At 44.6% G+C, this 25,034-nt stretch carries 23 protein-coding genes and 1 tRNA gene; 23 read left to right on the top strand and 1 reads right to left on the bottom strand.

Annotation, left to right across the window (positions count from 1 at the left end; genetic code table 11):
* The first annotated feature begins 44 nt into the window (after positions 1-44).
* The 5 genes from FYJ59_RS08970 (at position 45) to FYJ59_RS08950 (ending at position 9,598) form a co-directional block, all read left to right on the top strand.
* Positions 45-2,885: a tetratricopeptide repeat protein gene (locus FYJ59_RS08970; protein ID WP_154496542.1), complete on the top strand. Its 2,841-nt coding sequence runs from the start codon at positions 45-47 to the stop codon at positions 2,883-2,885.
* 173 nt (positions 2,886-3,058) lie between these two features.
* Positions 3,059-4,963 (top strand): 1,4-alpha-glucan branching protein GlgB, encoded by a 1,905-nt coding sequence (glgB, locus tag FYJ59_RS08965; protein ID WP_154496541.1) that lies wholly within the window; start codon positions 3,059-3,061, stop codon positions 4,961-4,963.
* A 128-nt stretch (positions 4,964-5,091) separates the two neighbouring features.
* The gene (locus FYJ59_RS08960) at positions 5,092-7,980 is read left to right on the top strand and encodes a DUF6240 domain-containing protein (protein WP_154496540.1); all 2,889 of its coding nucleotides are present in this window, start codon (positions 5,092-5,094) and stop codon (positions 7,978-7,980) included.
* A gap of 10 nt (positions 7,981-7,990) precedes the next feature.
* Entirely contained in the window at positions 7,991-9,103 is a 1,113-nt protein-coding gene (locus FYJ59_RS08955; protein ID WP_154496539.1) for a flagellin N-terminal helical domain-containing protein, read from the top strand.
* A gap of 27 nt (positions 9,104-9,130) precedes the next feature.
* On the top strand, positions 9,131-9,598 hold the full coding sequence (locus FYJ59_RS08950; protein ID WP_154496538.1) for a flagellar export chaperone FliS: 468 nt from the start codon (positions 9,131-9,133) through the stop codon (positions 9,596-9,598).
* On the opposite strand, the gene FYJ59_RS08945 is transcribed toward FYJ59_RS08950, so the two are convergent.
* The gene (locus tag FYJ59_RS08945; protein WP_154496537.1) at positions 9,548-9,844 is read right to left on the bottom strand and encodes a DUF2508 family protein; all 297 of its coding nucleotides are present in this window, start codon (positions 9,842-9,844) and stop codon (positions 9,548-9,550) included. The genes FYJ59_RS08950 and FYJ59_RS08945 overlap by 51 nt on opposite strands.
* 136 nt (positions 9,845-9,980) lie before the next feature.
* Between FYJ59_RS08945 and FYJ59_RS08940 the strand changes: the two genes are divergently transcribed.
* The 18 genes from FYJ59_RS08940 to FYJ59_RS08855 all read left to right on the top strand — a co-directional run bounded on the left by FYJ59_RS08940 (position 9,981) and on the right by FYJ59_RS08855 (position 24,562).
* Positions 9,981-10,253, top strand: coding sequence for a pro-sigmaK processing inhibitor BofA family protein (locus FYJ59_RS08940; protein ID WP_205839509.1), 273 nt, complete (start codon positions 9,981-9,983; stop codon positions 10,251-10,253).
* A gap of 231 nt (positions 10,254-10,484) precedes the next feature.
* Positions 10,485-11,030, top strand: coding sequence for an A24 family peptidase (locus tag FYJ59_RS08935; RefSeq protein WP_328597224.1), 546 nt, complete (start codon positions 10,485-10,487; stop codon positions 11,028-11,030).
* Entirely contained in the window at positions 11,030-12,034 is a 1,005-nt protein-coding gene (locus tag FYJ59_RS08930; RefSeq protein ID WP_154496534.1) for a P-loop NTPase family protein, read from the top strand. The genes FYJ59_RS08935 and FYJ59_RS08930 overlap by 1 nt, the downstream gene beginning before the upstream one ends.
* Positions 12,035-12,059: 25 nt before the next feature.
* Entirely contained in the window at positions 12,060-13,268 is a 1,209-nt protein-coding gene (locus tag FYJ59_RS08925; protein ID WP_408646198.1) for a CpaF family protein, read from the top strand.
* On the top strand, positions 13,234-13,980 hold the full coding sequence (locus FYJ59_RS08920) for a type II secretion system F family protein (protein ID WP_154496533.1): 747 nt from the start codon (positions 13,234-13,236) through the stop codon (positions 13,978-13,980). The genes FYJ59_RS08925 and FYJ59_RS08920 overlap by 35 nt, the downstream gene beginning before the upstream one ends.
* A 12-nt stretch (positions 13,981-13,992) precedes the next feature.
* Positions 13,993-15,363, top strand: a complete 1,371-nt coding sequence (locus tag FYJ59_RS08915) for an immunoglobulin-like domain-containing protein (protein WP_154496532.1) — start codon at positions 13,993-13,995, stop codon at positions 15,361-15,363.
* Between the two features lie 14 nt (positions 15,364-15,377).
* Positions 15,378-15,554 (top strand): Flp1 family type IVb pilin, encoded by a 177-nt coding sequence (locus FYJ59_RS08910; RefSeq protein WP_154496531.1) that lies wholly within the window; start codon positions 15,378-15,380, stop codon positions 15,552-15,554.
* 12 nt (positions 15,555-15,566) lie between these two features.
* Positions 15,567-17,048: a DUF5702 domain-containing protein gene (locus tag FYJ59_RS08905; RefSeq protein ID WP_154496530.1), complete on the top strand. Its 1,482-nt coding sequence runs from the start codon at positions 15,567-15,569 to the stop codon at positions 17,046-17,048.
* Positions 17,049-17,248: 200 nt separating this feature from the next.
* A complete protein-coding gene (locus FYJ59_RS08900) occupies positions 17,249-18,010 on the top strand; it encodes a hypothetical protein (RefSeq protein ID WP_148445816.1) in 762 nt (253 codons plus the stop codon).
* 439 nt (positions 18,011-18,449) lie between these two features.
* Positions 18,450-18,905, top strand: coding sequence for a hypothetical protein (locus tag FYJ59_RS08895; protein ID WP_154496529.1), 456 nt, complete (start codon positions 18,450-18,452; stop codon positions 18,903-18,905).
* 17 nt (positions 18,906-18,922) lie between these two features.
* On the top strand, positions 18,923-20,059 hold the full coding sequence (locus FYJ59_RS08890; RefSeq protein ID WP_154496528.1) for a DUF6382 domain-containing protein: 1,137 nt from the start codon (positions 18,923-18,925) through the stop codon (positions 20,057-20,059).
* Positions 20,060-20,157: 98 nt separating this feature from the next.
* Entirely contained in the window at positions 20,158-20,751 is a 594-nt protein-coding gene (locus tag FYJ59_RS08885; protein ID WP_022154967.1) for a rhomboid family intramembrane serine protease, read from the top strand.
* Between the two features lie 2 nt (positions 20,752-20,753).
* On the top strand, positions 20,754-21,761 hold the full coding sequence (locus FYJ59_RS08880) for an SCP2 sterol-binding domain-containing protein (protein ID WP_154496527.1): 1,008 nt from the start codon (positions 20,754-20,756) through the stop codon (positions 21,759-21,761).
* A gap of 19 nt (positions 21,762-21,780) precedes the next feature.
* Complete coding sequence (locus FYJ59_RS08875) at positions 21,781-22,191, top strand: HIT family protein (protein WP_154496526.1); 411 nt, start codon at positions 21,781-21,783, stop codon at positions 22,189-22,191.
* Between the two features lie 12 nt (positions 22,192-22,203).
* A complete protein-coding gene (locus FYJ59_RS08870) occupies positions 22,204-23,046 on the top strand; it encodes a fumarate hydratase (protein ID WP_022154970.1) in 843 nt (280 codons plus the stop codon).
* A gap of 33 nt (positions 23,047-23,079) precedes the next feature.
* The gene (locus FYJ59_RS08865) at positions 23,080-23,631 is read left to right on the top strand and encodes a Fe-S-containing hydro-lyase (protein ID WP_154496525.1); all 552 of its coding nucleotides are present in this window, start codon (positions 23,080-23,082) and stop codon (positions 23,629-23,631) included.
* A gap of 18 nt (positions 23,632-23,649) precedes the next feature.
* Complete coding sequence (locus FYJ59_RS08860) at positions 23,650-24,357, top strand: lysophospholipid acyltransferase family protein (protein WP_154496524.1); 708 nt, start codon at positions 23,650-23,652, stop codon at positions 24,355-24,357.
* Between the two features lie 117 nt (positions 24,358-24,474).
* A tRNA-Ser gene (locus tag FYJ59_RS08855) sits at positions 24,475-24,562 on the top strand.
* The last annotated feature ends 472 nt before the right edge of the window (positions 24,563-25,034 follow it).

The raw sequence follows: 25,034 nt of genomic DNA, 5'->3' as shown, positions 1-25,034 counted from the left end.
AATAAGGGACTTAGGACAAGAAAAGGTTAAGGGAGCGAAATACCTTGGATAAGAGTGAATATAAATTAAGAGCGGAAGAAATCAAAGACCTGATCAGCCGGGGAGAATATGCACAGGCGGCTGAAATTGCCGACACGATTGACTGGCGTCGTGTAAAAAGTGTCATGATGTTGTGTACGATCAGCGACCTCTATAAGATCAATCGCAGATATGAGGATGCCAGAGATATGTTGCTTTTAGCATACGAGCGACGTCCCGGCGGAAGGACCATCTGCTATTCTCTGTGCGAGCTTTCCATTAAAATGGAAGAATATGTGCAGGCAATAGAATATTATAAGGAATTTGTACAGGTGGCGCCCAAGGATCCGGGAAGGTACATTTTGCAGTATAAATTGTATGAGGCGCAGGATGTGAGTCTGGAAGAACGAATTGCTGTTCTGGAGGAACTCAAGAAGAGAGACTATAGGGAAAAATGGGCGTATGAACTGGCCTATTTGTATCATAGAGTCGGACTGGCAGCCAGATGCGTAGAGGAATGTGATGAACTGATCCTCTGGTTTGGCGAGGGAAAATACGTTATTAAGGCAATGGAACTGAAAATGCTCCATCAGCCGTTGACACCGGAGCAACAGGAAAAATACGATCATCGGTTCGACGCGCCCGGAAGCCATATCCCGTCGCAGAACTCTGTGCAGGATAACGAGTATAGCGGGAATGAAAGTTATGAGCAAGGTTACGCCAAGGACGGAAGCTATGATCAAGAGCAGGGTTATGCACAGGACGGCAGTTATGACCAGGGTCAGGGTTATGCGCAGGACGGCAGCTATGACCAGAGCCAGGGTTATGCACAGGACGGTAGCTATGATCAGGATCAGAGTTATGCACAGGATAGCAGCTATGATCAGAACCAGAGCTACGTACAGGATTCCGGTTATGATCAGGTGACCGGAGATACACAGATATATGATCCGGTGCAACCCGCACAGCAGGAGACACCGACACAGCCGGTACAGGATGATTTCGATATTCATGTGAAGACCATGGATGTGGGGCAGTATAATACCATCAATCTGCAGGCAGAACTTGCAGCGGGACTTCGTGAAGTCCTCGGTGAGGAGCCAAAAGGAGATACCGCAAAAGCGACATCGGACTCCATTACCCGTTCTATCGTAGCACCTATGATGGATTCCGATACAGAATCTCTGGATTATCCGGAGATTGCAGAGGTCAGTGAGGATGATCTGGAGCCGGAGACCGAGCAGATCGAAGGTTCCGAGGTATTCTTTGGTGAGACCGGAGAGATCGGTGACCTGTCTCAGGTTCCGGAGGTAGAGACCGAGGAAATCCTGCCGGAGGAACCCGCATCTCTTAAGAAACAGGATGTTGTGCCGGAATTATCGAAAGCAGAAGTGGAGCCGGAAGCGACTACACCGGTGGAACCTCCCAAGGAGCTGGCGAATGTACTGGCACAGGAATCCGACGGACAGATCAGCCTGGTAATGCCCGAGGCGGAAAGCATTGAGAAGCAGATTACCGGTCAGATCAATATTGAAGACATTCTGGCAGAGTGGGAGCGTAAAAAGAAAGAAAACCTCGAAAAGAGAGAAGAAGAAGTCCGCCAGCATGTACTACAGCAGACCGGTGCCATGTTCACGGAATTTGAACAGGCGGTAAGAGATGGCCTGTTAGAAAAACTGGAAAAAGAAAAAGCGGTGGATGCTGATACGGTTACGGATACAGATGAAGTTGAAGAGCTGGAAGAGATTGCGGATGTAAACGATGAAACAGAAAAAGCTCCTGTGGAAGTTTCTGAAGAAGAGCTAGAACCAGAACCTGCTGATACGGATATCGTTGACACTGAAGAAGTAGAAGAACTTGAAGAGGAACCTGCCGTAACGGAATATGAAGAAGAATCCGTAACAGAGGAACCGGACGCTGTCGTCGATATGGAAGTGACGCAGGAGTCGGTTGCAGAAATCCCAGAAGTGCCGGAGGAAACCACAGCAGAGACCGAGGAAGCATCGGAGGAATCCTTAGCGGAGGCTGAAGCGGAGCCGGAAGAAGCGGTAGAAGAAGTCCATGAGGATGAGCAGCCACAGACTCCGGAGCCTCCCGCAGTGGAGAGAGACAAGGCAAAAGTCCGTGCGCTTACCAGAGAAGAGCGCGAGCTGTATGCTCCCTTTATTCAGAGTAAGTCCGCAAGAGAACAGTTAGTCAAAGCCATTGATAATATCAGCCTGGCTGCCTATACCGGCAATGTGATCATCACCGGTGAAGAAGGCATGGATACCTTATCTCTTGCGAAAAATATGATCCGGGAGATTCAGGCTACCGACAGCAATTTCTCCGGAAAAGTTGCCAAAATCTCCGGCCATGCGCTGAACAAAAAAGATGCAGCCGAGACCCTGAACAGACTGCAGAACGGTGCACTTATCATCTGTAAGGCATCGGAAATGAATAGTAAAACTGTGGACACGATGTATAAAGCGCTGCAGCAGGAGAATCAGGGCATTGTCATTATATTGGAAGATACCAGGAAAGAGATAGATCGTTTTCTGGAAAAGTATGAGAAATTGCAGGAAAGCTTCACTTCCCGCATGGATGTCGAAGCACTCAGCAATGATACACTGGTAGCGTTCGGAAGGCAGTATGCACGGGAGAGGGAATATTCCATCGATGAACTGGGTGTTCTGGCACTGCATACCAGAATCGAGGATATGCAGACGATAGATCATGTAGTTACCGTGGTGGATGTAAAAGAAATCGTGGATGAAGCAATCGCTCATGCGAATAAAAAGACATTAAAGCATTTCTTTGATGTTCTGTTTGCCAAGAGATATGACGATGAGGATATGATCATCCTCACTGAGAAAGATTTTGTATAACTATTCAGAGCCATGTAAACATTGACGAATGGGCGTCGAATGCTTGCATTCGTAAGAACATTTATCAATGTTTATAGGGCGAAGTAACCACATGAGCAAAAGGAAAGCATTGAAAATGCGATTTTGCGAATGGGGTTCTGAATAGTTAAAAATATATAGCGGGAGGCGCAGCTATGACGAAGGAGAAGGTATTTATTTCCGAAACAGATCAGTATCTTTTTGCCCAGGGAACGCACTATGATATTTATAAAAAACTGGGCGCGCATCTGTCGACGGAAGATGGTGTGCAGGGAGTCTATTTTGGGGTATGGGCACCAAATGCAGCACAGGTGAATGTCATCGGTACATTCAATGAATGGAACAAGGAATCGCATCCCATGCAGAAGCTGGGAGAGGGCGGTATCTGGGGGCTGTTCGTTCCCGGCGTGGAAGAAGGAACAATGTATAAGTTCTTGATCTATGCGAGGGATGGCAGAAGGCTGTACAAAGCCGATCCCTTTGCCAATTATGCGGAATACCGACCGGGCACAGCGTCCATCGTTACCGATATCACGGGATTCGACTGGAAGGATTCCAAGTGGATGGAAGCCCGGGATAAAAAAGATATGAACAAGGAACCCATGGCAATCTATGAGTGCCATATCGGTTCTTTCATGAAGCATCCCAATAACGGCACTGCGGAAGGATTTTATAATTATCGTGAGTTCGCCGACCGGATCGTGGAATATCTGAAAGAGATGAAATACACCCATGTAGAGCTTATGGGAATCGCAGAACATCCGTATGATGGCTCCTGGGGATATCAGGTGACCGGATACTATGCGCCTACTTCCCGTTACGGAACGCCTAAGGATTTTATGTATCTGGTCAATGAACTGCATAAGGCAGGTGTCGGAGTCATTTTGGATTGGGTACCGGCACATTTTGCAACCGATGCACACGGACTTGCAGAATTTGATGGACAGTGCATCTTTGAACATCCCGATCCCCGTTTGGGAGAGCATCCTGAATGGGGAACAAAGATATTTAATTATGGCAAAAATGAAGTGAAGAACTTCCTGGTAGCCAATGCTCTGTTTTGGCTGAGAGAGTTCCATGTAGACGGTATCCGTGTAGATGCAGTAGCCTCCATGCTGTATCTGGATTACGGTAAAAAGGACGGACAATGGCTGCCGAATAAATTTGGCGGTAATAAGAATCTGGAAGCCATTGAGTTCTTCCATCATCTGAATTCAGTGATCCGCGGAACTTATCCGGGATTTTTGACAATTGCCGAGGAATCTACCGCATGGCCTAATGTCACCAGTGGTATCGGGGAGGAAGGCTTAGGATTTTCCTTCAAGTGGAATATGGGCTGGATGCATGATTTCTGCGAGTATATGAAGCTGGATCCTCTGTACCGGAAAGGCGATCATTATGCTATGACCTTTGCCATGAGTTATAATGACAGCGAGAATTATATTTTACCCTTATCCCATGATGAAGTGGTGCATCTGAAGTGCTCCATGGTGAATAAAATGCCAGGATATCCGACAGATAAATATGCCAACCTTCGTGTGGGGTATAGCTACATGTTTGGGCATTCCGGCAAGAAATTATTATTTATGGGACAGGATTTCGGACAGGAGCGAGAGTGGAGCGAAGAGCGTGAGCTTGACTGGTATCTGTTAGGTGAGAAGCTGAATCAGGGCGTACATACTTATGTAAAGGAGTTGTTAAAGCTGTATCGTAAATACCCTGCTCTGTACGAGATTGACAATAACTGGGACGGCTTTGAATGGATGAACGCGGATGATACGGAACACAGCACTTACTCCTTTGTCCGGAAATGTTCCAGTGGCAAAAATAATCTGCTGTTTGTACTTAACATGACCCCGATGAAATGGGAGAACTATACTGTTCCCGTGCCTAAGAAGAAAAAATATAAGCTTCTGCTGAACAGTGATGAGGAACGGTTCGGCGGCTGGGGAAACGAGATTCCCACAGAGATTACGGCGGAGAAAAAGCCTTATCATTATAAGGATTACTCCATCAGCTTTGATCTGCCGCCTTACGGTGCAGCGGTATTTCTGTTCTAGGTCAGGTTAAGAAATTACATAAAACTACCGAAATAAAAGATGAGTGTGATCCAAAGTACACTCATCTTTTTTCTTAACTATTCAGAACCAGCGGGCTCTGGGAACTGTACAGAAAAGGACGAGAAGACGTGAAGATAACATTTCAGAATCAGACGATCAATGAAACAGACAATAGAACAGAAAGTAACCGGCCAGAGAAAAGCAGCTGGGGCAAAGACAAGACATGGCGCAGTAAAAAAAGCGTAAATGTGAATTTCGGGGCGGTATACGAGAGTGGACAAGCCGCAGTACCCATGTCTTCTTTGGAAAAGGAAGAGAACAACAAAGGAAAATCTCTGATGGAGCTGCAGCAGGATGCCGGGAATGCTAATGTGGCGTTGCAGCAGGACTATATGACATTGCTGTCGCATACTATGTCGCAGGAGGACTATGCGAAGGCCTGTGAGGATGGATTTGATCCTAGAGAATTGGATCAGGATACAGCGGTCACCATCGTGGATAAGATCAAGGCAGAACTGGTGCGTTCCGGTCAGCAGATCGCAGGATATACGGATGATATCGATATGGATACCCTGGCGGCAGCGGTAGGAAGTGATACTTTAGCCCGAAGCATCGAAGAGCAGTTCCGTTCCGCGGATCTTCCTTTGACGCAGGAAAATATAAATGAACTGAAAAACGCCTGGGATATGGCAGCTTCCCTGAGGAAACCGGAAGAAGGTGCGGTCAGCTACCTGGTGGATAACGGACAGGAACCGGAGATCTGGAACCTCTATGTGGCAGAGAACAGCGGTGCCAGAGTGCAGAATAATGATGTCCCGCAGGAACTGCAGGAGCAGATGGACAAGGTAATTGCGGATGCGGGATTGACGGTAAACGATGAGAACAGACAGAAGGCACAGTGGCTGGTAAGTGCAGGACTTCCGCTGACTACGGATACGCTGCAGCAGCTTGTGGAACTGGACGGTATTTCCTATCCTGTCACGGAGGACACTTTTGCGCAGGCAGCAGCGGCGGCAATTGCGGAGGGAAAATCCCCGATGTATGCGAACCTGGGCAGACAGGATACGATTTATGAAAAAGCAGATAAAATGCTGCAGGACTGGTTCTCAGATGCAAAGTGGGATGCCACGGCAGAGAATCTGGCAGCAAGAAAACAGCTGGAAGAGATTCGCCTTCGCATGACGGCAGAAGTGAACGTAAAGCTTTTACAGAGTGATTTTTCTATTGATACAGCCCCCATGGAGCAGCTGATCGAAGCGCTGCGAAAGGCGGAGGCAGAGGTTGCCGGAAAATATTTTCCCGGTGAGTCTCAGGCAGTGATGAAATATGAGACTTATACCCAGGCAGTGCAGGTGGCTTCTGAATTGCCGGGATTGCCTGCCGGAGTACTGGGATCCTATAGCCTGGAACAGAATGCTGCCACAGAGACGGTTTCTGACTTCCATAAGGAAGGCGCTGCAATGCAGAAAGCCTATGAGGAAGCGGGCGAACGTTATGAGACTCTGATGACGGCGCCGAGAAGCGATCTGGGAGACAGCATCCGGAAAGCATTTTCTAATGTAGATGATATTCTGACAGATATGTCATTAGAAAAAACATCGGAAAATCAGCGGGCTGTCCGGATTCTGGCATATAACAGTATGGAAATTACACCGGAAAATATCGAGAAGGTCAAGGAAGCTGACAGACAGGTCAGCGCAGTAGTGGACAGACTGACACCGAAAAATGTGTTACAGATGATCCGGGATGGTGTAAATCCTCTGGAGAAGACCTTTGACGAACTGGAATCCTATTTTTCACAGAACCCCAAAAGCTATGAGGAAGAAGTGGAGGACTACAGCCGTTTCCTATATCAGTTGGAACGGAAAAAGGATGTTACAGAAGAGGAACGAAAAGCGTATATTGGAATTTATCGAATGGTGTATCAGGTCGAGAGAGAGGATGGCGCAGCGGTAGGCGCGGTAGTAAATACCGGTGCAGAGTTGCAATTTTCCACTCTGCTGACGGCAGCCAGGAGCAGAAGGGTTTCTCATATGGACTGGAAAGTGTCGGAGGATACCGGGCTGACACAGGAGATTCATTTGCCCGAGAATAATATATCTGAACAGATTCGGATGGGTATGGCAAAAGAGGTTCTGACAGAGGTGTCATATAATGGCGAAAGCAGAGCAGCGTATGACCGGGAAGGACTGCAGCAGATGCGTGAGGCGGGAAATACAACGTCGGAAGCCGCAGAACTACTGCAAAGGGGAGAAGTTCCCATCAGCGCATCAAATCTTTTGGCGGCCCAGGCACTTATGGATGATCCGGCGGAGATGTTTGGCAATCTGCGCAGATACAGAGAAAAGTATCGGCAGGAAAAAGAAGTCCCGCAGACGGTAACAGGCACAGGTGAAGTGCCTGTCGGGACAGAAACTTCCGAACTGTGGGAACAGCTGGATCAGCAGAATTTTGCAGAGGATTATCGGTCCATGCTTCAGAATACGGCAGAAGAAACGGAAATCATGAGCCTGGAACAGGCGGATGAACATCTGGATGTAAAACAGCTGCAGCTGGTACACAAGCAGCTGCGCCTTGCGGAGAGCCTTCAGGCGAAGCAGGAATATTTTCTTCCGATGTACCTGGGTGAGCAGCTGGCGGGAGTCCATCTTATCTTACAGCAGAGAGCCGGAACTGCCGGTGCTGTGGAGATCCGGGTGAATGGCGGAGATATGGAGCTGGAGGCACATTTACAGGTAAAGGGAGACACCATCGATGGCTATCTCGTAGGAAATACACCGGAAGAGGTTACGAAATTAGAGAAGACCTCCGATATATTCCTTGAACGGATTCAGACAGATACTTCTGCAGACTGGAAAGCGGAAAAGCTTCCTATCGTCAGCTCCCGGGATATGACAAGGATGGCAGCCGGAGAGACAAAAAATGCAGATACCATAGAGAGTCGGATTGATACGGAACAGTTGTACCGTCTGGCAAAAGGATTCCTGCAGGCTGTCGCAGACAGCAGCGGAAAGTAAGGAGTAACACATGAGAATCAATTACAACGTATCGGCAATGTTATCCAACAATGCCTTATCCACAAATGACGATCTGCTGTCCAAATCATTGGAGAGACTTTCTTCCGGACTGAAGATCAATCACGCCAAGGACAACCCTGCCGGACTGGCAATGTCCAAGCGTATGAATGCTCAGATCGAGGGATTGTCCGTGGCCAATCAGAATGCCAGTGACGGCGTATCTATTATAGAGATTGCGGATGGCGCAATGACAGAGATCAGTGAGATGCTGCAGCGTATCAATGAATTATCCGTGAAGGCAGCCACTGGAACCATGACGGACGATGATCGCGCAACCGTACAGAGTGAGGTTGCCCAGTTAAAGGAAGAGATCACCCGTATCTCGGATACCACGGAATTCAACGGTCAGAAGCTGTTGAACGGAGAATTTGATCTCAAGGGATATACCGATAAGCAGGAGATTAAAGTAAATTATTGTTCTCCGGATGTGCCGGTAAAAGAATATACCATACAGTCTATGAAATTTAAGAAAGATGCAGAGGGAAATTTTGAAGTAGACGGAGATATTAAATTCGGAGACGGATTTAAAGAGGTAGAACCCTTAAAGACGGATATGAAGGATAATCTTCTGACGATCACCGGCACGAACGACTTTGAAATGCGTCTGGATGTATCGGAAGCAAAAGAGGGAGATTCCTATGATGGCATGAAGATCGATGCTACCGGTATCGGAGCAATGCGTCTGCAGATCGGAGCCAACGAAGGACAGGTACTGGAGGTTAATATTCCCGCGGTTACTCTGCAGAACATGGGAATTGAAGATATTGATGTGAATACACAGGACGGGGCAAAGGATGCCATCTCAAGAGTAGACGGTGCCATCAAATATGTATCCTCCGTCCGCGGTAGGCTGGGAGCATTTCAGAATCGTCTGGAGTCTTCCATTAACAGCCTGGATGTTACCAGTGAGAACATGACCGCGGCATATTCCCGTATCATGGATGTGGATATGGCGGAGGAAATGACTTCCTATACCACTTATCAGATCCTGGCACAGGCAGGAACCTCCATGCTGGCCCAGGCAAACGAGAGACCGTCCCAGGTGTTACAGCTGTTGCAGTAATGGATTCCGATGAAGTGAGGATTCAAAATGACAAAAGAATGTAAACAACAATTTACCTTACGGATCACCCAGGCAAATGCCACACAGCTGGTAGTCATTCTCTACGAAATGACATTACAGTATCTTACAGACGGCGAACAGGCTGCGGATGACGCAGAACTTTTGGAAGCAGTTCGCAGAGCAAGAGGCTGTATCAATGAGCTTTTAAATTCTCTTCACAGACAGTACAGTCCGGCGAAAGAGCTTTCCAGGCTGTATCTGTATTGTATCCGCAGACTGGCGGCGTGCGAAGCAAAAGCCGACAGAATGGCGCTGCAGGACATCCGGAAGGTAATAGCACCGCTCTGTGATGCTTACAGACAGATTCAGGATCAGAATTCTTCCGGTCCTGTGATGAATAATTCGCAGACCGTGTATGCGGGACTGACTTACGGAAGAAATCAGTTAACCGAAAACATGGCTGACCAGGGCTCGAATCGGGGAATGCTGGTATAAAGTTTTTTCCTGCCGCACAGGCTGGGAAGCGGCGAGTTCGGTGAGGTGCTGATACCGTTTCTGCAAAGCATTAATTTCATAGATATAACTGTCGATCAGATCATTTTCGATTGCATTATCGAAACCCGCATAGGCGATATCCAGAGCCTGGCGGGTTTTTCTTATGGATTCTTTTAAATCCAACGGTGCGAGATCTTCTTCGATCATTTCTGAATTCGTATTTACCTGACTAAAAAAAATTTTCATGTAAAAATCCATCCTTTCTGCTAACAGTATAGGAAGCAGAAAGGGAAAATATACCTGCCTAACATAAAACTGGAAGACATTTTTGCGAAAAATGGGAATAGATTATAACAAACAGCGGGAAATTGGGAGGACAACAATGGAACATCCGGAGAATCTATTGTGGATTATTGGGGCAGCAGTCCTGCTCTTTGCCATAAGTTTTTTGGGAAATAAGGCGGAGTGGTTTTTAAACCTTGTATTGCGGAGTGTTTTTGGAGTGATCTTTATGTATTTTCTAAATTGGGGGATAGAGATTTTGGGATTTACGGTAGCAGTGGGAATCAATGCAGCTACGGCTCTGACAGTGGGTATTTTGGGCTTTCCGGGAATCCTGGTATTATACGGCCTGGCAGTTTATCATATGCTTTGACAGATGAAAATGCCGTAAAATCAAGGAGTTGCGGGATTTTGGAAGGCCGTATGAGAAAGGTGATTGTTAAAATGTGCCAAAGATTATTTTTTTACGGAAAAACACTTGTCAGACGGAAAAACAACGGCTATAATCCATCTTACAACCGATCGCGATGGTTGTATCAAATATCTTATAAGATCTGAAAGAATTCTTTTATGGGATAGAGTCATCCCACATTACCACTTGTAAATCGAAGGAAAGGAGAGTGAGAATGCAACGAACACAGTAATAAAGGGTGTATTATGTTTTCTATTAAGTATTGCCTGCGGATATGATTACAGAAGCCGCAGAATCCCCAATGGCCTGATCCTGAGCTGCCTGATCGCCGGAGCGGCATTCCGCTGGTGGGAACAGGGGATTTATGGAATTATGGAATATTTTTGCAATGTTTTACTGACGACAGTGGCATTCTATCTGTTTTTTTATATTGGTGCCATGGGAGCCGGTGACGTGAAGCTCATGGGTGTCTGCGCAGGATATTTTTCCGGTGAAAAAGTTCTCTTTTTTCTATTTTTCGCGCTGCTATTCGCAGCAGTTTTTGCACTTTGCAAAATGTACCTGGCACGTAATCTGTGGGACAGATTGTGTTATCTGGGTGAATATGTGTGGGATGTTGTCCGCTGTGGACGCTGGAAAGCGTATTTTGCAGAGGAGAGAGCACATCCGGGAAGCGGAATCTGTATGGCCGGTCCCGTGTTTTGCAGTGTGCTGTTATACATAGGAGGAGTTTATTGATGGAACAGAAGGAAGCGGTTATGGTTCTGTTCGACCGTGAAGAAGAGTATGCGAGACTTCTTTCGGAGTTTTTGAGGAGGCAGAAGGAACTGCCATGGGAGATCCATACATACACAAAGATGGAGGAACTGCTGGAACGAGAGAAAAATGGGAAGGTGACAATGCTGGTAGTGGCGGAATCTTCCTGCATGGATACACTGAGTACATTGGAACCGGCATGCCAGGCGATTCTTAATGAAAGCGGGACACTTCGTTTTCACCAGTTTCCGAATATCAATAAGTACCAGGAAGCTGACAAGGTGTGGAAGGAATTGCTGGAATTGTATGTGGAGACGGTGGGAACACAATTGCCGTTTTTGTGTGCAGAGTATAAGACAAAATTTATAGGTATCTATTCCCCGGTACATCGATGTCTGCAAAGTTCTTTTGCACTGACGCTGGGCCAATTGCTGTCAGAAAAACATCCCACTTTGTATCTCAATTTTGAACACTATATTGGGATCTCAGAACTCCTTCCGGAGAGACAGAGCAGAGACCTGGCAGATCTGTTGTACTTTCTGACAGGAGATGCGGGGAAATTTTCGTTACGGATGCAGATGGTCATCCAGCACAAAGGAGGTCTGGATTACATTCCCCCGATGCGCAACGGTCAGAACCTGTTGGAAATCCCGCCGGAAGAGTGGAGAAACCTCTTCCAACGGATCGAAGAACTCGGAAAATATGAATATGTCATACTGGATCTGAGCGAAAGTATACAGGGATTGTTTGAGGTACTGCAGATATGCACCAGAGTATTTACGCTGACCAAAGAAGATAAAATGTCACGAATGAAACTGGATCAATATGAGCAATTGCTTGCTTTGTGCGAAAAAGACACGGTAAAAGGCAAAACCCGTAAACTTGCTTTACCCTTTTTTCAAAAGCTTCCCACAGAAATGGAGCAATTTACCAGAGGAGAATTGGCGGAGTATGTGAGGAAAGAAATAGCAATGCTGGAAAATTAGAACAGGGAGAGAAAAAATGGATTACTTGGAACAGAGAAGAAAACTTCGACAAATGGTGCAGGAGAGACTGGATTACGGAAGAGACTACACGGATGAAGAGGTAGAGGATACGATTGATGAAGTTCTCATGGAACAGGAAAATCTGGAATTGTGTTCTGTGGAATTGCGGAGACGATTGCGTAAGGAATTGTTTGATTCCCTGAGACGGCTGGATATTCTGCAGATTTTTGTGGATGACAGCTCTGTTACGGAGATTATGATCAATGGACTGGATCATATTTTTGTAGAGAGGGACGGACAGCTGCAGGAATTGGATCGGGCTTTCGATTCCATGGAAAAGCTCCAGGATGTGATCCAACAGATCGTGGCCGGATGTAACAGAGTGGTAAATGAGGCATCACCGATTGTTGATGCGCGATTAAGCAATGGAGCCCGTGTGAACATTGTGATGAGTCCCATTGCATTGAATGGTCCCATTATTACCATAAGACGCTTTCCGGATAAACCGATCACCATGCAAAAACTGATCGCGATGGAAACTATATCTCCGGAAGCTGCGGATTTTTTGAAGACCCTGGTAAAGGCTGGATATAACATTTTCGTCAGTGGAGGAACCGGTAGCGGGAAGACGACCTTTTTGAATGTTTTATCCGGATTCATTCCGCCGGAACAGCGGATCATCACCATCGAAGACAGTGCGGAACTGCAACTTCAGGGAATTCCCAATCTAGTGCGCCTGGAGACACGTAATGGCAATGCGGAAGGATGCAGAGAGATCGGAATCCGGGAACTTATCCGCTCATCTCTGCGGATGCGGCCCGACAGGATCATTGTAGGCGAAGTGAGAGGCGCGGAAGCTATTGATATGCTGCAATGCATGAATACCGGGCATGACGGCAGTATGTCTACAGGACATGCAAACAGCGCGGCCGATATGCTGTCGAGACTGGAGAATATGGTACTCATGGGAATGGATCTGCCGCTTCCGGCAATCCGCAACCAGATAGCATCCGGCGTGGATATTATTGTGCATCTGGGGAGAATTCGGGATAAAAGCAGAAAAGTGTTGGAAATTACAGAAGTAGTGGGTTGTGAGAACGGCGAAATCCGTCTGAATCCATTGTACTGCTTTGAAGAACTGGGGGAGAGCAGCGAAGGTAATGTAGTTGGTAAATTACAGAAAAAGGGAGGCTTGCTTCATGAAGGGAAACTTAAAGCGGCCGGACTTTCGTGAATTGATGAATCCTTTGCTGCGCACAACAGCCGGAATTCTCTTTTTTTCCTGGTTCTTCTATCGTTCGGTGTTTGCTATCATTCTCTTTATTTTCCCGGGAATTCTTTATTTCCGGAAGTGTGTCAGAGAACAGAGGGAGAAAAAACGATGGGAACTGACCGTGCAGTTCAAGGAATGTCTTCTTGCGGTTGCCAATTCGCTCAGAACCGGATACGCCGTGGAAAATGCTTTCTTGGAGAGCAGAGAAGATATTCGTCTGCTTTTTGGCGAACGATCCGCAATGTATGGTGAACTGGAACTGATCCGCAGAGGTATGATCGTAAATATCACATTGGAGGAACTGATAGGAGATCTGGCAGAACGCAGTGGATGTGAAGAGATTCAACAGTTTTCGACGATACTCTCGGTGGCGAAAAGGGGAGGAGGCAATGTATCGCAGATCATACGAAATACTGCAGAACTGATCAGCGATAAAGTGGAGACGACACAGGAGATGATGACATTACTGCAGGGAAGACGCCTGGAACAGAGAGTGATGGAAGTGATGCCTTTTGCAATCTCATTCTATATAGGTGTCACATATCCGGGTTATTTTGCATCGCTGTATCATAACATAACCGGATATATCATAATGACAGCATGTCTTGCAATCTATTTGTGTGCCTATATCGTAGGAGAGAAAATCATGGAACGGATCGGTGAAAGTCTCTAAAGGGAGAATACTATGAAACGAAAAAAGGGTGTAGTGGAGATCTGCTATCAGGTAGTGCTCATAATATACAAGAAAATGCACCTGTGGAAAATACCGGTTCCGGGAAGAGACAGGGTAAAGACAGATCTGAGCCGTTTATATCCCGGAGAAAATCAGGAGGAGCGCATTACAGAGTATTATGTAAGGAAGTTAACAATGTCCCTCATGATATTTTTCGTGGGAATTCTTATGATATTGTTTGTTGTACTTGGAAAAATTGAAGGAAATTCTATAAAAAACGGTTGGATGAAGAGGGCAGATTCCGGAAGCGGAAGCAAGGACTATGTTATTATCGGAAAAGTAGAGGATGGTAGTCAATATTCCTTTGCGCTTACAGTACAACCCAGAAAATACCGTCAGGAGGAATTGCAGAAATTGTTTGATGCTTTCCGGGAGGAATTGCCGGGCCTGATCTGCGGAGGGAATGAATCATTGGACTGTGTCAGGGAGGATCTGCAATTGCAGGAGGAATATGATGATTACCCTTTTACAGTTACATGGAAGAGCGATCGCATGGATGTTATCAGTCCGGAGGGGAAAGTAAATCCTCAGGAGCAGGACAGCACGGTGCGCTTGAAAGCGGAACTTACTTATGAAGAATACCAAGGGGAGACAGAAACGTCGGTTACCGTAAAAAATCAGAATGATGTAATCGACAAAAGTGAAAAAGCTGTTCTGGAAAAAATGCTGGAAAATGCACAGACGTCAGATCCGGAGCAGGAAGCTTTTATGCTGCCTGAGTCAATTGACGGTAAAAAGATATCGTGGCGACAGAGAAATCTGACGGAGCTTCAATTATTGTTGGGAACGCTAGTGACGATTGTGGTAGTCTTCTTCTTTAAAGATCGGGATATTCATGAGCTTGTAGAGAAAAAGAAGCAGGAAGAAAAAAGGAAGTACCCGGAAATACTGCAAAAAATAACATTATATCTGGAAGCTGGACTGACGGTACGGGCTGCAGTGAATAAGATAGCGGAAGATTATGAACAGAAACGGAAAAAAGGAGCAAAGGAACAGGCAGCATACGAAGAATTATTGATTGCAGTCCGTGAGATCCGTATGGGTGTGTCGGAGGGCGCGGCATATGAAAAATTTGGAAAAAGGACAGGAGTTCGGGAATATATCCGATTAAGTACTTTCCTTACGCAAAATGTAAAAAAGGGAAGCACCATGCTTTTACAGCAATTGCACGAAGAGGCAAAAGAGGCAGAAGAAATGAGAATGCGTAATGCCAGAAAATTATGTGAGGAGGCATCTACAAAATTACTGTTACCAATGATAATGCTACTCTTGGTGGTTATGATTTTAATTATGTTTCCCGCGTTTTCTAATGTGGGAGTTTAGAAAAGGAGAAAAATATGAATCATTTAAAAACGTTTCGACAATTTATAAAAGAAGAGGATGGAATGGGAACTGTAGAGGTGATTCTGATCATCGTGGTACTGGTGGGCCTTGTAGTGATCTTTAAGGAAAAGATTACGGAGATCGTTAATTCTATTTTCGATAAAATTACCAGCCAGACGAAAAAAATATAAGAGCATGCCCTTATGAAAGAAAACGGATACATGACAATATATCTTGCGCTTACACTTGGAGTGATGATTTCACTGTGCCTTGCGTTGATAGAAGGTTGCCGGTACCGGGGGATCTGCCTGGAAACAGAATGTGTTATGGACATAGGAATGGATAGTATTCTGGCGGAATATCACAGGGAGTTATTCGCCCAGTATAATCTTTTCGCAGTAGATTGTTCCTATGGAACCGAGCATGGGACGACAAAATTGACAGAAGAACACCTCCTGGAATATATGAATCACAATTTTTCGCTGGAAGATATTTTCTTCGATAAATTTCTGTATCGTGATTTTTTTGCGCTGGAAGCAGAAAAAGCAGAAATGACAAAGGCTGCTTTTGTGACCGATGGGGATGGAGAAGTCTTTCGCAGAATGGCGGTGGACGCAATAGAAGATGATGTCGGCATCGGACTTTTGCAACAGATAAAAGAATGGGTGAAGACCATAAAATCCCGTGGACTGTTGGAACGCAGTGTAGAAGAAGAAAAACAGACCGTGGATGCGCAGATCCGGGAATACGACGGAAGAGAAACGGCTGACGGAAAAGTAATTCATATCGAAAATCCCACAGAGGCATTGGAGGAAAAAAAGAAAAGCGGAATACTTTCACTGGTGCTTCCCGAAGAAGAGATTTCAGATCGCAGAATAGAAACAGAACAATTCATAGAAGCGAGAGAGGAACGAGATCAGATCAATCGGGGAAATATTGCGCTACAATCCCAGACGGAATGGGAAAAAGAGAAGGAAAGAATATTATTTCATGAGTATCTGCTGAAATATATGGGAAGGTATAGTACTGAGAAAAAAACCAGTCCGCTGTGGTATCAGGTGGAATATATCATCGCAGGAGAAGAAAGTGACCGGGAAAATCTTCGTTATGTGATAAACAGGATATTTGCGATCAGGGAAGCCGTCAATGCCGCTTATTTGTTCGGAAGTGAAGAAAAATATGCGGTTGCGGAAGTTTTGGGTGAAGCGCTGGCAGCAGTTATGATGGTTCCGGAAATAGGAGAATTGTTTACAATCTCATTGATACTTGGGTGGGCATTTGCGGAGAGCGTGTATGATGTTAGAACAATGCTTGCCGGAGACAAAATACCTTTACTGAAAAGTGACAGCACCTGGCACTGCGGATTACAGATGATATTACAGGGAAACCTGACGGATGAGGGACGTTCCGGAGATGCGGATGCTGTGACGGATCTGGGTTATGAGGACTATCTGAGAATATTTTTGTTGCTTTGTGATGAAAGAACCGTCACCTACAGAGCAATGAATATTGTGGAGCAGGATATCAGAGTTACCCCCGGAAATCAGAACTTTTGTCTGGATGCATGTATTGCGGAACTTCAAATGAATGTAAAGGTGAAGAGCCGATATGGATATAGTGTTGAGATAGAACGCCAGAAATCCTATATAACGTCTTTTGAAGCGGCGACGGGTATGTCGGAGTAAAAGGGAGGTGGGCGGTGATGTCCTCTTTATGGGAACAATGCAAAACAACTATGAAACAAAAACACATGAGACCTTCTCCGAAAATAAGAAATATTCTTAACCCATGTAAAAAAATTCTCCCCGCAAAATTACCATTAGTCATTGAATACATAAAGAGGATATCACTGCCCATGCTCCAAAGGACCTGCGTCAGGGGAAGTATGACGGTAGAAGCAGCGCTGGTGCTGCCCCTGTTTTGCTTTTTTGTGATTTCTATGGGTAATGCCATAGAAATCATAAGGCTGCACGGAAATCTGGAAGTGGCATTGTGGAATGCCGGGCGGCAGATCGGTGTCTACGGTGCATTACCGGAGGGACAGCAGGGTTCTGCAGACCATAGACTGGAGGCAGTTGCCGTATCTTATACTTATGTCAAGGAACAGATCGAAGAACAGCTGGGAGAGGAATATCTGGAAATGTCACCTTTGGACGGAGGAAGTGATGGATTACAGTTCTTGGAGAGCGATATTGAAGGTGACATTTATACAATCAATATGACTTATAGGATTGCGGGAATATCTCAACTGTCAGGATTCAAAAAATTTCGAATGGCCAATCGTTATTATGGCCATATGTGGAACGGGTATGAAATTCCGGAGGCGGAAGACGAAGAGTATATATATGTTACGGAAAACGGCAGAGTATATCATACGAACAGAGAATGTACGCACATTCGGCTATCCGTCCGTGTGGTGGAAGCGACAGAGGCTCTGCGGGAGTACAGACCATGTGAAAAATGCACAGACAAAATACCGCATCCGACAGGAGGACTGCTATTTTTCGTTTCGGAAAACGGAGAATGTTATCACAGCCGGCGGGATTGTCCCGGATTAAAACGGACAGTACAAAAAATTCCCAAAGAGGAAGCTTTCAAATATGAAGTGTGTAGCAGATGCAGGGGAAACAATTCGAAAGATAGGTAAAACAAAATGGTATTTTGGGTGGAAAAAATCATATGGAGTGTTTATCTCGGAAAAATAAGCCTGTGTGATATTCGGAAAAGAACAATTCCGGTATGGCTGTTGTTTTTAGGAAGCTTACTTGTCATAACAGATATCTGCATAATGGGCTGGAAAACAGGGATTATTGTAGAAACGGTACCGGGGATAATATTGCTTCTACTGACAAAGATGACGGAAGCAATCGGCATGGCGGACGGCATTGTATTGATCCAGTTGGGAAGTATATGCAGAGATGGACAGGCATTGCTGATATTTTGTCTGAGCCTTATTTATATATTTCTGTATTCTATGATTCTTTATATGCTTAGACGGGATCGAAAAAGGCGTATTCCGTACATTCCTTTTTTATTTTTGGCTTATTTAACCACCTGGATGATATAAAACCGGAGGAAATGTAATTATGAAAAAAGAGTCTGATGCGTATTTTACAGTGGAAGCTGCAATTCTTTACCCGATAATTCTGTCAGTTATTTTATTAATGACCTATTTGTTACTTTTTCAATATGACAGATGCCTGTTGGAACAGGATATAGGAAAAGCGACCGTTCTCAGCGGAAGTAAGTGGACACTCACAAAAGAGCAGCTGAATGACTATATGCAGAAGAAAGCATTGCATTTTGACGAGGAGAAATATATTGCGTGGGAGAATGAGGACCCATTGTGGAATCTGGAAAAAAACGATGTCATTCTTGAAAAAACAGGACGACTCAGATATCCTTTTGCCGGTATGGGAACGCAAGAAAAATATTGGAGTGCCAAAGCTTCTTTTCAAGCAGATAGGATTTCGCCGGTATTTTGGCTGAGAAGAAGCAGAAATGTACAGAACAAAAGGGATAATACGGAAGAAAATAATTAAGAAGGGAAAGTTTAGCTATGATAAATACAGAATATATTCGAAGCCTGAATGCAAACTATGAAAGAATGGCTCTGGGAGAAAAGCCAGAGGAAAAAAGATATCAATATTGTATGATCAGCCGGGGAGGAATCAAGGGATTGCTCCCATGCAGCCTGCGATATATTGATGGAAATGCCTATTTGTATTATGACATTACATCTAGACAGAATATAGCACAGCTTTTTGATAAAAAGGTGATAAACAGACAGTGGCTGACTGATTTTTTGTGGAGCATGAGAAGAGTCCGACAGGAAATGTCCCGCTTTTTATTGGAGGAGAGCAATATTGTATGGTTTCCACAGCATATCTATCAGGATTTGGAAAAGAATGATTTCTATTTCATATATATTCCTTATTGCAGGCAGGAGACCGGTTTTCATGAATTACTGGAATACCTGATAGAACATATTGATTACCAGGATGAAGAAATGGTGGAATATTTGTATAAGGCATATGAACAGTATGAGACGGCCGGAGAAGTGTATCTGCAGCAAAAAATTTATGAAGATGCGGAATGCCTGCGGATCTCCGGAATCGATCCGACAGAACATACAAAAGAGGAAATGATACAACAGAAGACGGAGGATATTTTGCCGGCAGAAGAAAAAATAGAGAATAAACGGGAAGAAAATCGAACGACAGGTGAGAAAAAGAGTTTATTTGCATTATGGGAAAACCGCAAAAAGAAAGAGAAACAAGAAAGGGAAAATTATAGCAGAAATCTGCAACTGACCATGAACGGATATGCGGTAGCAGAGGAAACGGCATATGAAGAGGAAGATATGGGTCGGACTGTATATATGGGAGAACAGTCGGCAATGCGTGAAATAAAACATCGATTGCTGACGGAAGAAGGATCACTGATCGCAACATTGGACCAGGAAGCTTATACAATAGGCAAGAAAAGGGGAGAGGCGGATCTGGTACTGGAGGATCTGTCGATCAGCAGACTTCATGCCAGAATTGTAAAAGAAGAAGACGGATATTATCTGGAAGATATGAATTCCACGAATGGAACTTTCAAAAACGGGCTTCGCATGCAGCCTTATGAGAAAAGAAAATTGGAAGAGGGTGATGAGATAACCTTTGGAAAAAGGACATTGATATACCGTTGATATAAGTATGACATCCTTTTGGTTGACGCAATGCCGGAAACAGTGGTACATTTTAGATATTGATATTAAGGATGATCATTTCCGGAGGAACAGGATAGATGCAAAAAAGACAGAACCTTCCTATTGTGTGCGGAACACTTGTGGTAATCAATGTTATTGTGTATCTGATATGTACTTTTACGGGGGATCTGTTATATAATATAGGCGAACTGGACGCAGTAGCTGTGTTGCGGTATGGGGAGTATGGAAGAATTTTATCATCCACTTTTTTACATGCGGGCATAGAGCACCTTTTTAATAATATGGTAATCCTGTTTTTTCTGGGAGCAATGATAGAAAAAGTAACAGGGCATTTACAGTTTTTGATTCTGTATTTATTATCCGGGATCGGCGCCAATATTTGTTCTCTGATTTATAAGGTGATAGCAATGGAAAGAATTGCTTCGGTAGGGGCGAGCGGTGCGATTTTCGGCTTGGACGGAGTGTTGTTGGCATGGATTTTACTGGATCGGAGATCTATGCCGGATGTTACACCCAAACGAGTAATACTGATGATTGCGTTATCTCTTTATAATGGATTCACGGCGCAGAACGTGGACAATGCAGCGCATGTGGGCGGGCTTTTGACCGGTTTCCTGGCAGGGGCATTGCTCTGTATGATAAGAAAGCAAAAAAGAAATCGAGAGGTGTAGACTTGAATATCAATATCTATTACGGAGGACGGGGGATTATTGATGATCCTACCATTTATGTCATCAACAAAATGCAGGAAGTCCTGGAGGAGCTGCGTGTACACGTGGAGCGGTATAACCTCTATGATGGCAAGAGCAACATTACAACATTGCCGCAGACGCTAAAAGAAGCAGACGGTATTATCCTGGCAACTACAGTGGAATGGTACGGTATTGGCGGCTATATGCAGCAATTTCTGGATGCCTGCTGGCTATATGGTGATAAGGAAGCCATTGCCGGTATTTATATGTGTCCGGTAGTAATGTCTACTACATATGGAGAGAGGGAAGGTAAACTGAACCTGGCTACGGCATGGGAGATCCTGGGTGGACTGCCCTGCAGTGGAATCTGCGGATATATAGAGAATACTGTGTCTTTGGAAATGAATGAGCAGTATGGCCATATTATCGAGAAAAAAGCGGAGAACATGTATCGCACCATCAATCAGAAACTGGCCAGTTTTCCGGCCAGTAATAAGGTGATGAGACAGAAAATTACAATTCCGAAATCCATTAATCTTACGCCGCAGGAGACGGAGCAGCTGTCGGAGTATGTGTCGGATGACAGTTATGTGCAGAGGCAGAAAGAGGATATTCAGGAGCTTACCAGCATGTTCCGTGGAATGCTGGATAATAACGGAGCAGATGGTGAAGAAGAATATCTCAGTGAATTTAAGAAGGCATTTGTTCCACAACCGGGTTTTGAAGCAATTTATACTATTATAATAGAAGAAAAGAAAGCACCTATGTGGATTGCAGTGAATGGGACCTCTGTGGAATGCGGCTACGGAGAAACCGAAAAACACGATGTTGAGATGTCTATGAACCGAGCTGCAATGGAAGATATTATAAATGGAAGAATGACTTTTCAGAGAGCATTTATGTCCGGCGTTATGCAGCGCATGAAAGGGGATTTCCGTATTTTGAGAACCTTGGATCAGGCATTTCCGTTTGAGGAAAAGGATAGATAAACAGATAGGAGCGAGAAAGATGAAAAAAGAGGATTGTATTTTCTGTAAAATTGCGAATGGAGATATTCCTTCCAAAACATTGTACGAAGACGAAGATTTCAGAGTAATTCTGGACCTTGGACCGGCAACAAAGGGTCATGCTCTTATTTTACCCAAGGAGCATGCGGATAACTTATATGAATTGCCGGATGAGACAGCATCGAAAGTATTTGTCATTGCGAAGAAGCTTGCGATAAAAATGAAGGAAAAATTGAACTGCGACGGCTTGAATATTGTTCAGAACAATGGAGAAGCAGCTGGACAGACAGTACAGCATTTTCATATGCATCTGATTCCCCGCTATGTGAATGACGGACAGAAGATTTTATGGACACCAGGAGAGAGCACACCGGAAGAACTGGAAGAGGTTCGCAGAACAATTACAGAATAACATGGTGAGAGTATGAGAACAGTAGATGTGAGCGTTTTGACGCAAAATATCAGTGAAATGTGTATCGAGGCCAATCATTATCTGTCGGAAGATATGAAGACTGCTTTTACCGAGGCACAAAATCGGGAACAGGCTCCTTTAGGCAGACAGATTCTGAGTCAGCTACAGGAAAATATGGAAATTGCAGAGAAAGATATGATTCCTATCTGCCAGGACACCGGTATGGCCGTGGTGTTTTTGAAAGTAGGTCAGGACGTTCATTTTGTAGGCGGAAATGTGGAAGATGCTGTGAACGAGGGAGTTCGCCGCGGATACGTGGATGGATATCTGCGTAAATCGGTGGTAAGAGATCCGATTTATCGTGAAAATACCAGGGATAATACACCGGCAATCATTCATTACAGTATTATTCCCGGAGACCGCATTACTGTCACTGTTGCACCGAAAGGTTTTGGAAGTGAAAATATGAGCCGGGTGTTTATGCTGAAGCCGGCGGATGGAATAGAAGGTGTGAAAAACGCAATCCTTACTGCCGTAAAGGATGCCGGACCGAATGCTTGTCCGCCGATGGTGGTGGGAGTGGGTATCGGCGGCACTTTTGAAAAATGTGCTTTGCTGGCGAAGGAGGCTCTGACTAGACCGATTGATAAACACTCTGAGATCCCTTATGTAAAAGAACTGGAGGAAGAGATGCTGGAGAAGATCAACAGAACCGGCATAGGTCCCGGTGGCTTGGGAGGGACAACAACGGCACTTGCGGTAAATATTAACACATATGCAACCCATATTGCCGGATTACCGGTTGCGGTAAATATATGTTGCCATGTGAACAGACACGCAGTCAGAGAAATCTGATATCCCGGATGACAAAGCAATGGAGAAAACAGTATGGACAGATACGTAAATGTACCACTTAGTGAGAAAGACGCCCACTCATTAAAGGCGGGGGATTATGTATATTTAACAGGCACAATATATACGGCAAGAGATGCAGCGCACAAGAGAATGCAGGAGACTCTGGACAGAGGAGAAGAACTTCCGCTGAAAATGGAAAATAATGTGATCTATTATATGGGACCGTCTCCTGCCAGAGAGGGCAGACAAATAGGATCTGCAGGACCGACCACAGCCAGCAGAATGGATAAGTATGCACCGAGACTTCTTGATCTTGGACTGAAAGGAATGATCGGAAAGGGAAAAAGGTCAAAGGAAGTAGCGGATGCGATCGTTCGCAACGGAGCTGTTTATTTTGCTGCAGTAGGAGGCGCAGGCGCATTATTGTCAAAGTCAATTACCTCGTCGGAAGTGATTGCTTATGATGATCTGGGCACAGAAGCTATTCGTAGATTGACGGTCAACAATTTCCCGGTAATCGTAGTCATTGATGCACAGGGTAATAATCTATATGAGACGGCGACGAAGAAGTATTGCCGGGAGTGAGGCAACTGGAGATAACATATGTACAGAATTATATTAATGGTAGTAAGACTTTTTTATAAAGTACCGTATTATCTGATGCGTATCTGGTGGTTGGGAACCCGGAAGAACTTCAATCTGGAAGAAAACTATGCATTTATTAAAAAAGTAACTAAGGCAGCCAATCGGGCCGGAAGAGTAAAAATAGAAAGCTATGGGATGGAAAATATTCCCAAAGAAAATGGTTTTATTTTTTTCCCGAATCATCAGGGAATGTTTGATGCGCTTGTTTTTCTGGAATCCTGTCCGGTTCCTTTTTCTGTGGTATATAAAAAGGAAGTCAGTAACGTAATACTGTTAAAGCAGGTATTTAAGGCTTTGCATGCAATTGCAATAGACAGAGAAGACATTAAACAGTCTCTTCAGGTAATCAATCAGATGACCGAAGAAGTAAAGAAGGGAAGAAACTTTCTGATTTTCCCGGAAGGAACTAGAAGTCGCATGGGAAATCAGCTGCTTCCGTTTAAGGGAGGGACATTCAAAAGTGCGGTCAGGGCTAAATGCCCCATTGTTCCCTGTGCTCTGATTGATTCATACAAACCTTTTGATGAAAAGTCCATAGCCCCGGTAACTGTAAAATTGATTTATCTGAAACCAATCTGCTATGAAGAATATAAACAATTAAAGACACCGGAAATTGCAGATCTTGTAAAATCCAGGATTGAAGAAGCTATTAAAGAATATTTATAAACAATATCTACAATTAATAAAAAAAGCAATTGACAAACACATAGACCTTATGTATAATAATTTTTGCGTCACGAAATGACGCCAATAACATATTGGTAGAGACGATTTTCAGATTATGGAGAAATACTCAAGAGGCTGAAGAGGCGCCCCTGCTAAGGGTGTAGGTCGGGCAACCGGCGCGAGGGTTCAAATCCCTCTTTCTCCGTTTACTACCAATAGGAAGTAAGAGAAGAATCTTAAGAGATTGAGATTTCTTTTTTTACGCCTTTTATGCCATTGTAAATGCTTTGAAAAATAAATGTAAAAAGTTGTTGACAAAGCAGGAAACAATATGGTAGTATGAAAACCCACCGCGGAAACGAAGTTTTTCGGTTGGAAAAAAGATTTGAAAAAATCAAAAAAGTTGTTGACAAACGAAAGCGGTCATGATAAGATATCAGAGTTGCCGCTGAGAACAACAGCAACGAAGAATCACTGATCTTTGACAAATAAACAGTAATGCAACCCTGAAAATTCCAAGATTTTCAGAAAAATGAATTGCGAGATTCAAGAACAAGCAGATCGATCGAAAGATCGAGAAGCTACCCGAATTAACAGTAAACAATGCCAGATAAAACTGGCAGGACACAAACACCATTTTAACATGAGAGTTTGATCCTGGCTCAGGATGAACGCTG

The organism is Waltera intestinalis (assembly GCF_009695995.1).
In the GTDB taxonomy this organism is placed as follows: Bacteria; Bacillota; Clostridia; order Lachnospirales; family Lachnospiraceae; genus Acetatifactor; species Acetatifactor intestinalis.
This window is presented reverse-complemented; position numbering and strand designations above follow the sequence as displayed.

Coding starts and splice junctions, on each gene's coding strand:
- glgB (WP_154496541.1), top strand. CDS start 3,059: ATGACGAAGGAGAAGGTATTTATTTCCGAAACAGATCAGTATCTTTTT.
- FYJ59_RS08955 (WP_154496539.1), top strand. CDS start 7,991: ATGAGAATCAATTACAACGTATCGGCAATGTTATCCAACAATGCCTTA.
- FYJ59_RS08950 (WP_154496538.1), top strand. CDS start 9,131: ATGACAAAAGAATGTAAACAACAATTTACCTTACGGATCACCCAGGCA.
- FYJ59_RS08945 (WP_154496537.1), bottom strand. CDS start 9,844: ATGAAAATTTTTTTTAGTCAGGTAAATACGAATTCAGAAATGATCGAA.
- FYJ59_RS08940 (WP_205839509.1), top strand. CDS start 9,981: ATGGAACATCCGGAGAATCTATTGTGGATTATTGGGGCAGCAGTCCTG.
- FYJ59_RS08930 (WP_154496534.1), top strand. CDS start 11,030: ATGGAACAGAAGGAAGCGGTTATGGTTCTGTTCGACCGTGAAGAAGAG.
- FYJ59_RS08920 (WP_154496533.1), top strand. CDS start 13,234: ATGAAGGGAAACTTAAAGCGGCCGGACTTTCGTGAATTGATGAATCCT.
- FYJ59_RS08915 (WP_154496532.1), top strand. CDS start 13,993: ATGAAACGAAAAAAGGGTGTAGTGGAGATCTGCTATCAGGTAGTGCTC.
- FYJ59_RS08910 (WP_154496531.1), top strand. CDS start 15,378: ATGAATCATTTAAAAACGTTTCGACAATTTATAAAAGAAGAGGATGGA.
- FYJ59_RS08905 (WP_154496530.1), top strand. CDS start 15,567: ATGAAAGAAAACGGATACATGACAATATATCTTGCGCTTACACTTGGA.
- FYJ59_RS08900 (WP_148445816.1), top strand. CDS start 17,249: ATGACGGTAGAAGCAGCGCTGGTGCTGCCCCTGTTTTGCTTTTTTGTG.
- FYJ59_RS08895 (WP_154496529.1), top strand. CDS start 18,450: ATGAAAAAAGAGTCTGATGCGTATTTTACAGTGGAAGCTGCAATTCTT.
- FYJ59_RS08890 (WP_154496528.1), top strand. CDS start 18,923: ATGATAAATACAGAATATATTCGAAGCCTGAATGCAAACTATGAAAGA.
- FYJ59_RS08885 (WP_022154967.1), top strand. CDS start 20,158: ATGCAAAAAAGACAGAACCTTCCTATTGTGTGCGGAACACTTGTGGTA.
- FYJ59_RS08875 (WP_154496526.1), top strand. CDS start 21,781: ATGAAAAAAGAGGATTGTATTTTCTGTAAAATTGCGAATGGAGATATT.
- FYJ59_RS08870 (WP_022154970.1), top strand. CDS start 22,204: ATGAGAACAGTAGATGTGAGCGTTTTGACGCAAAATATCAGTGAAATG.
- FYJ59_RS08865 (WP_154496525.1), top strand. CDS start 23,080: ATGGACAGATACGTAAATGTACCACTTAGTGAGAAAGACGCCCACTCA.
- FYJ59_RS08860 (WP_154496524.1), top strand. CDS start 23,650: ATGTACAGAATTATATTAATGGTAGTAAGACTTTTTTATAAAGTACCG.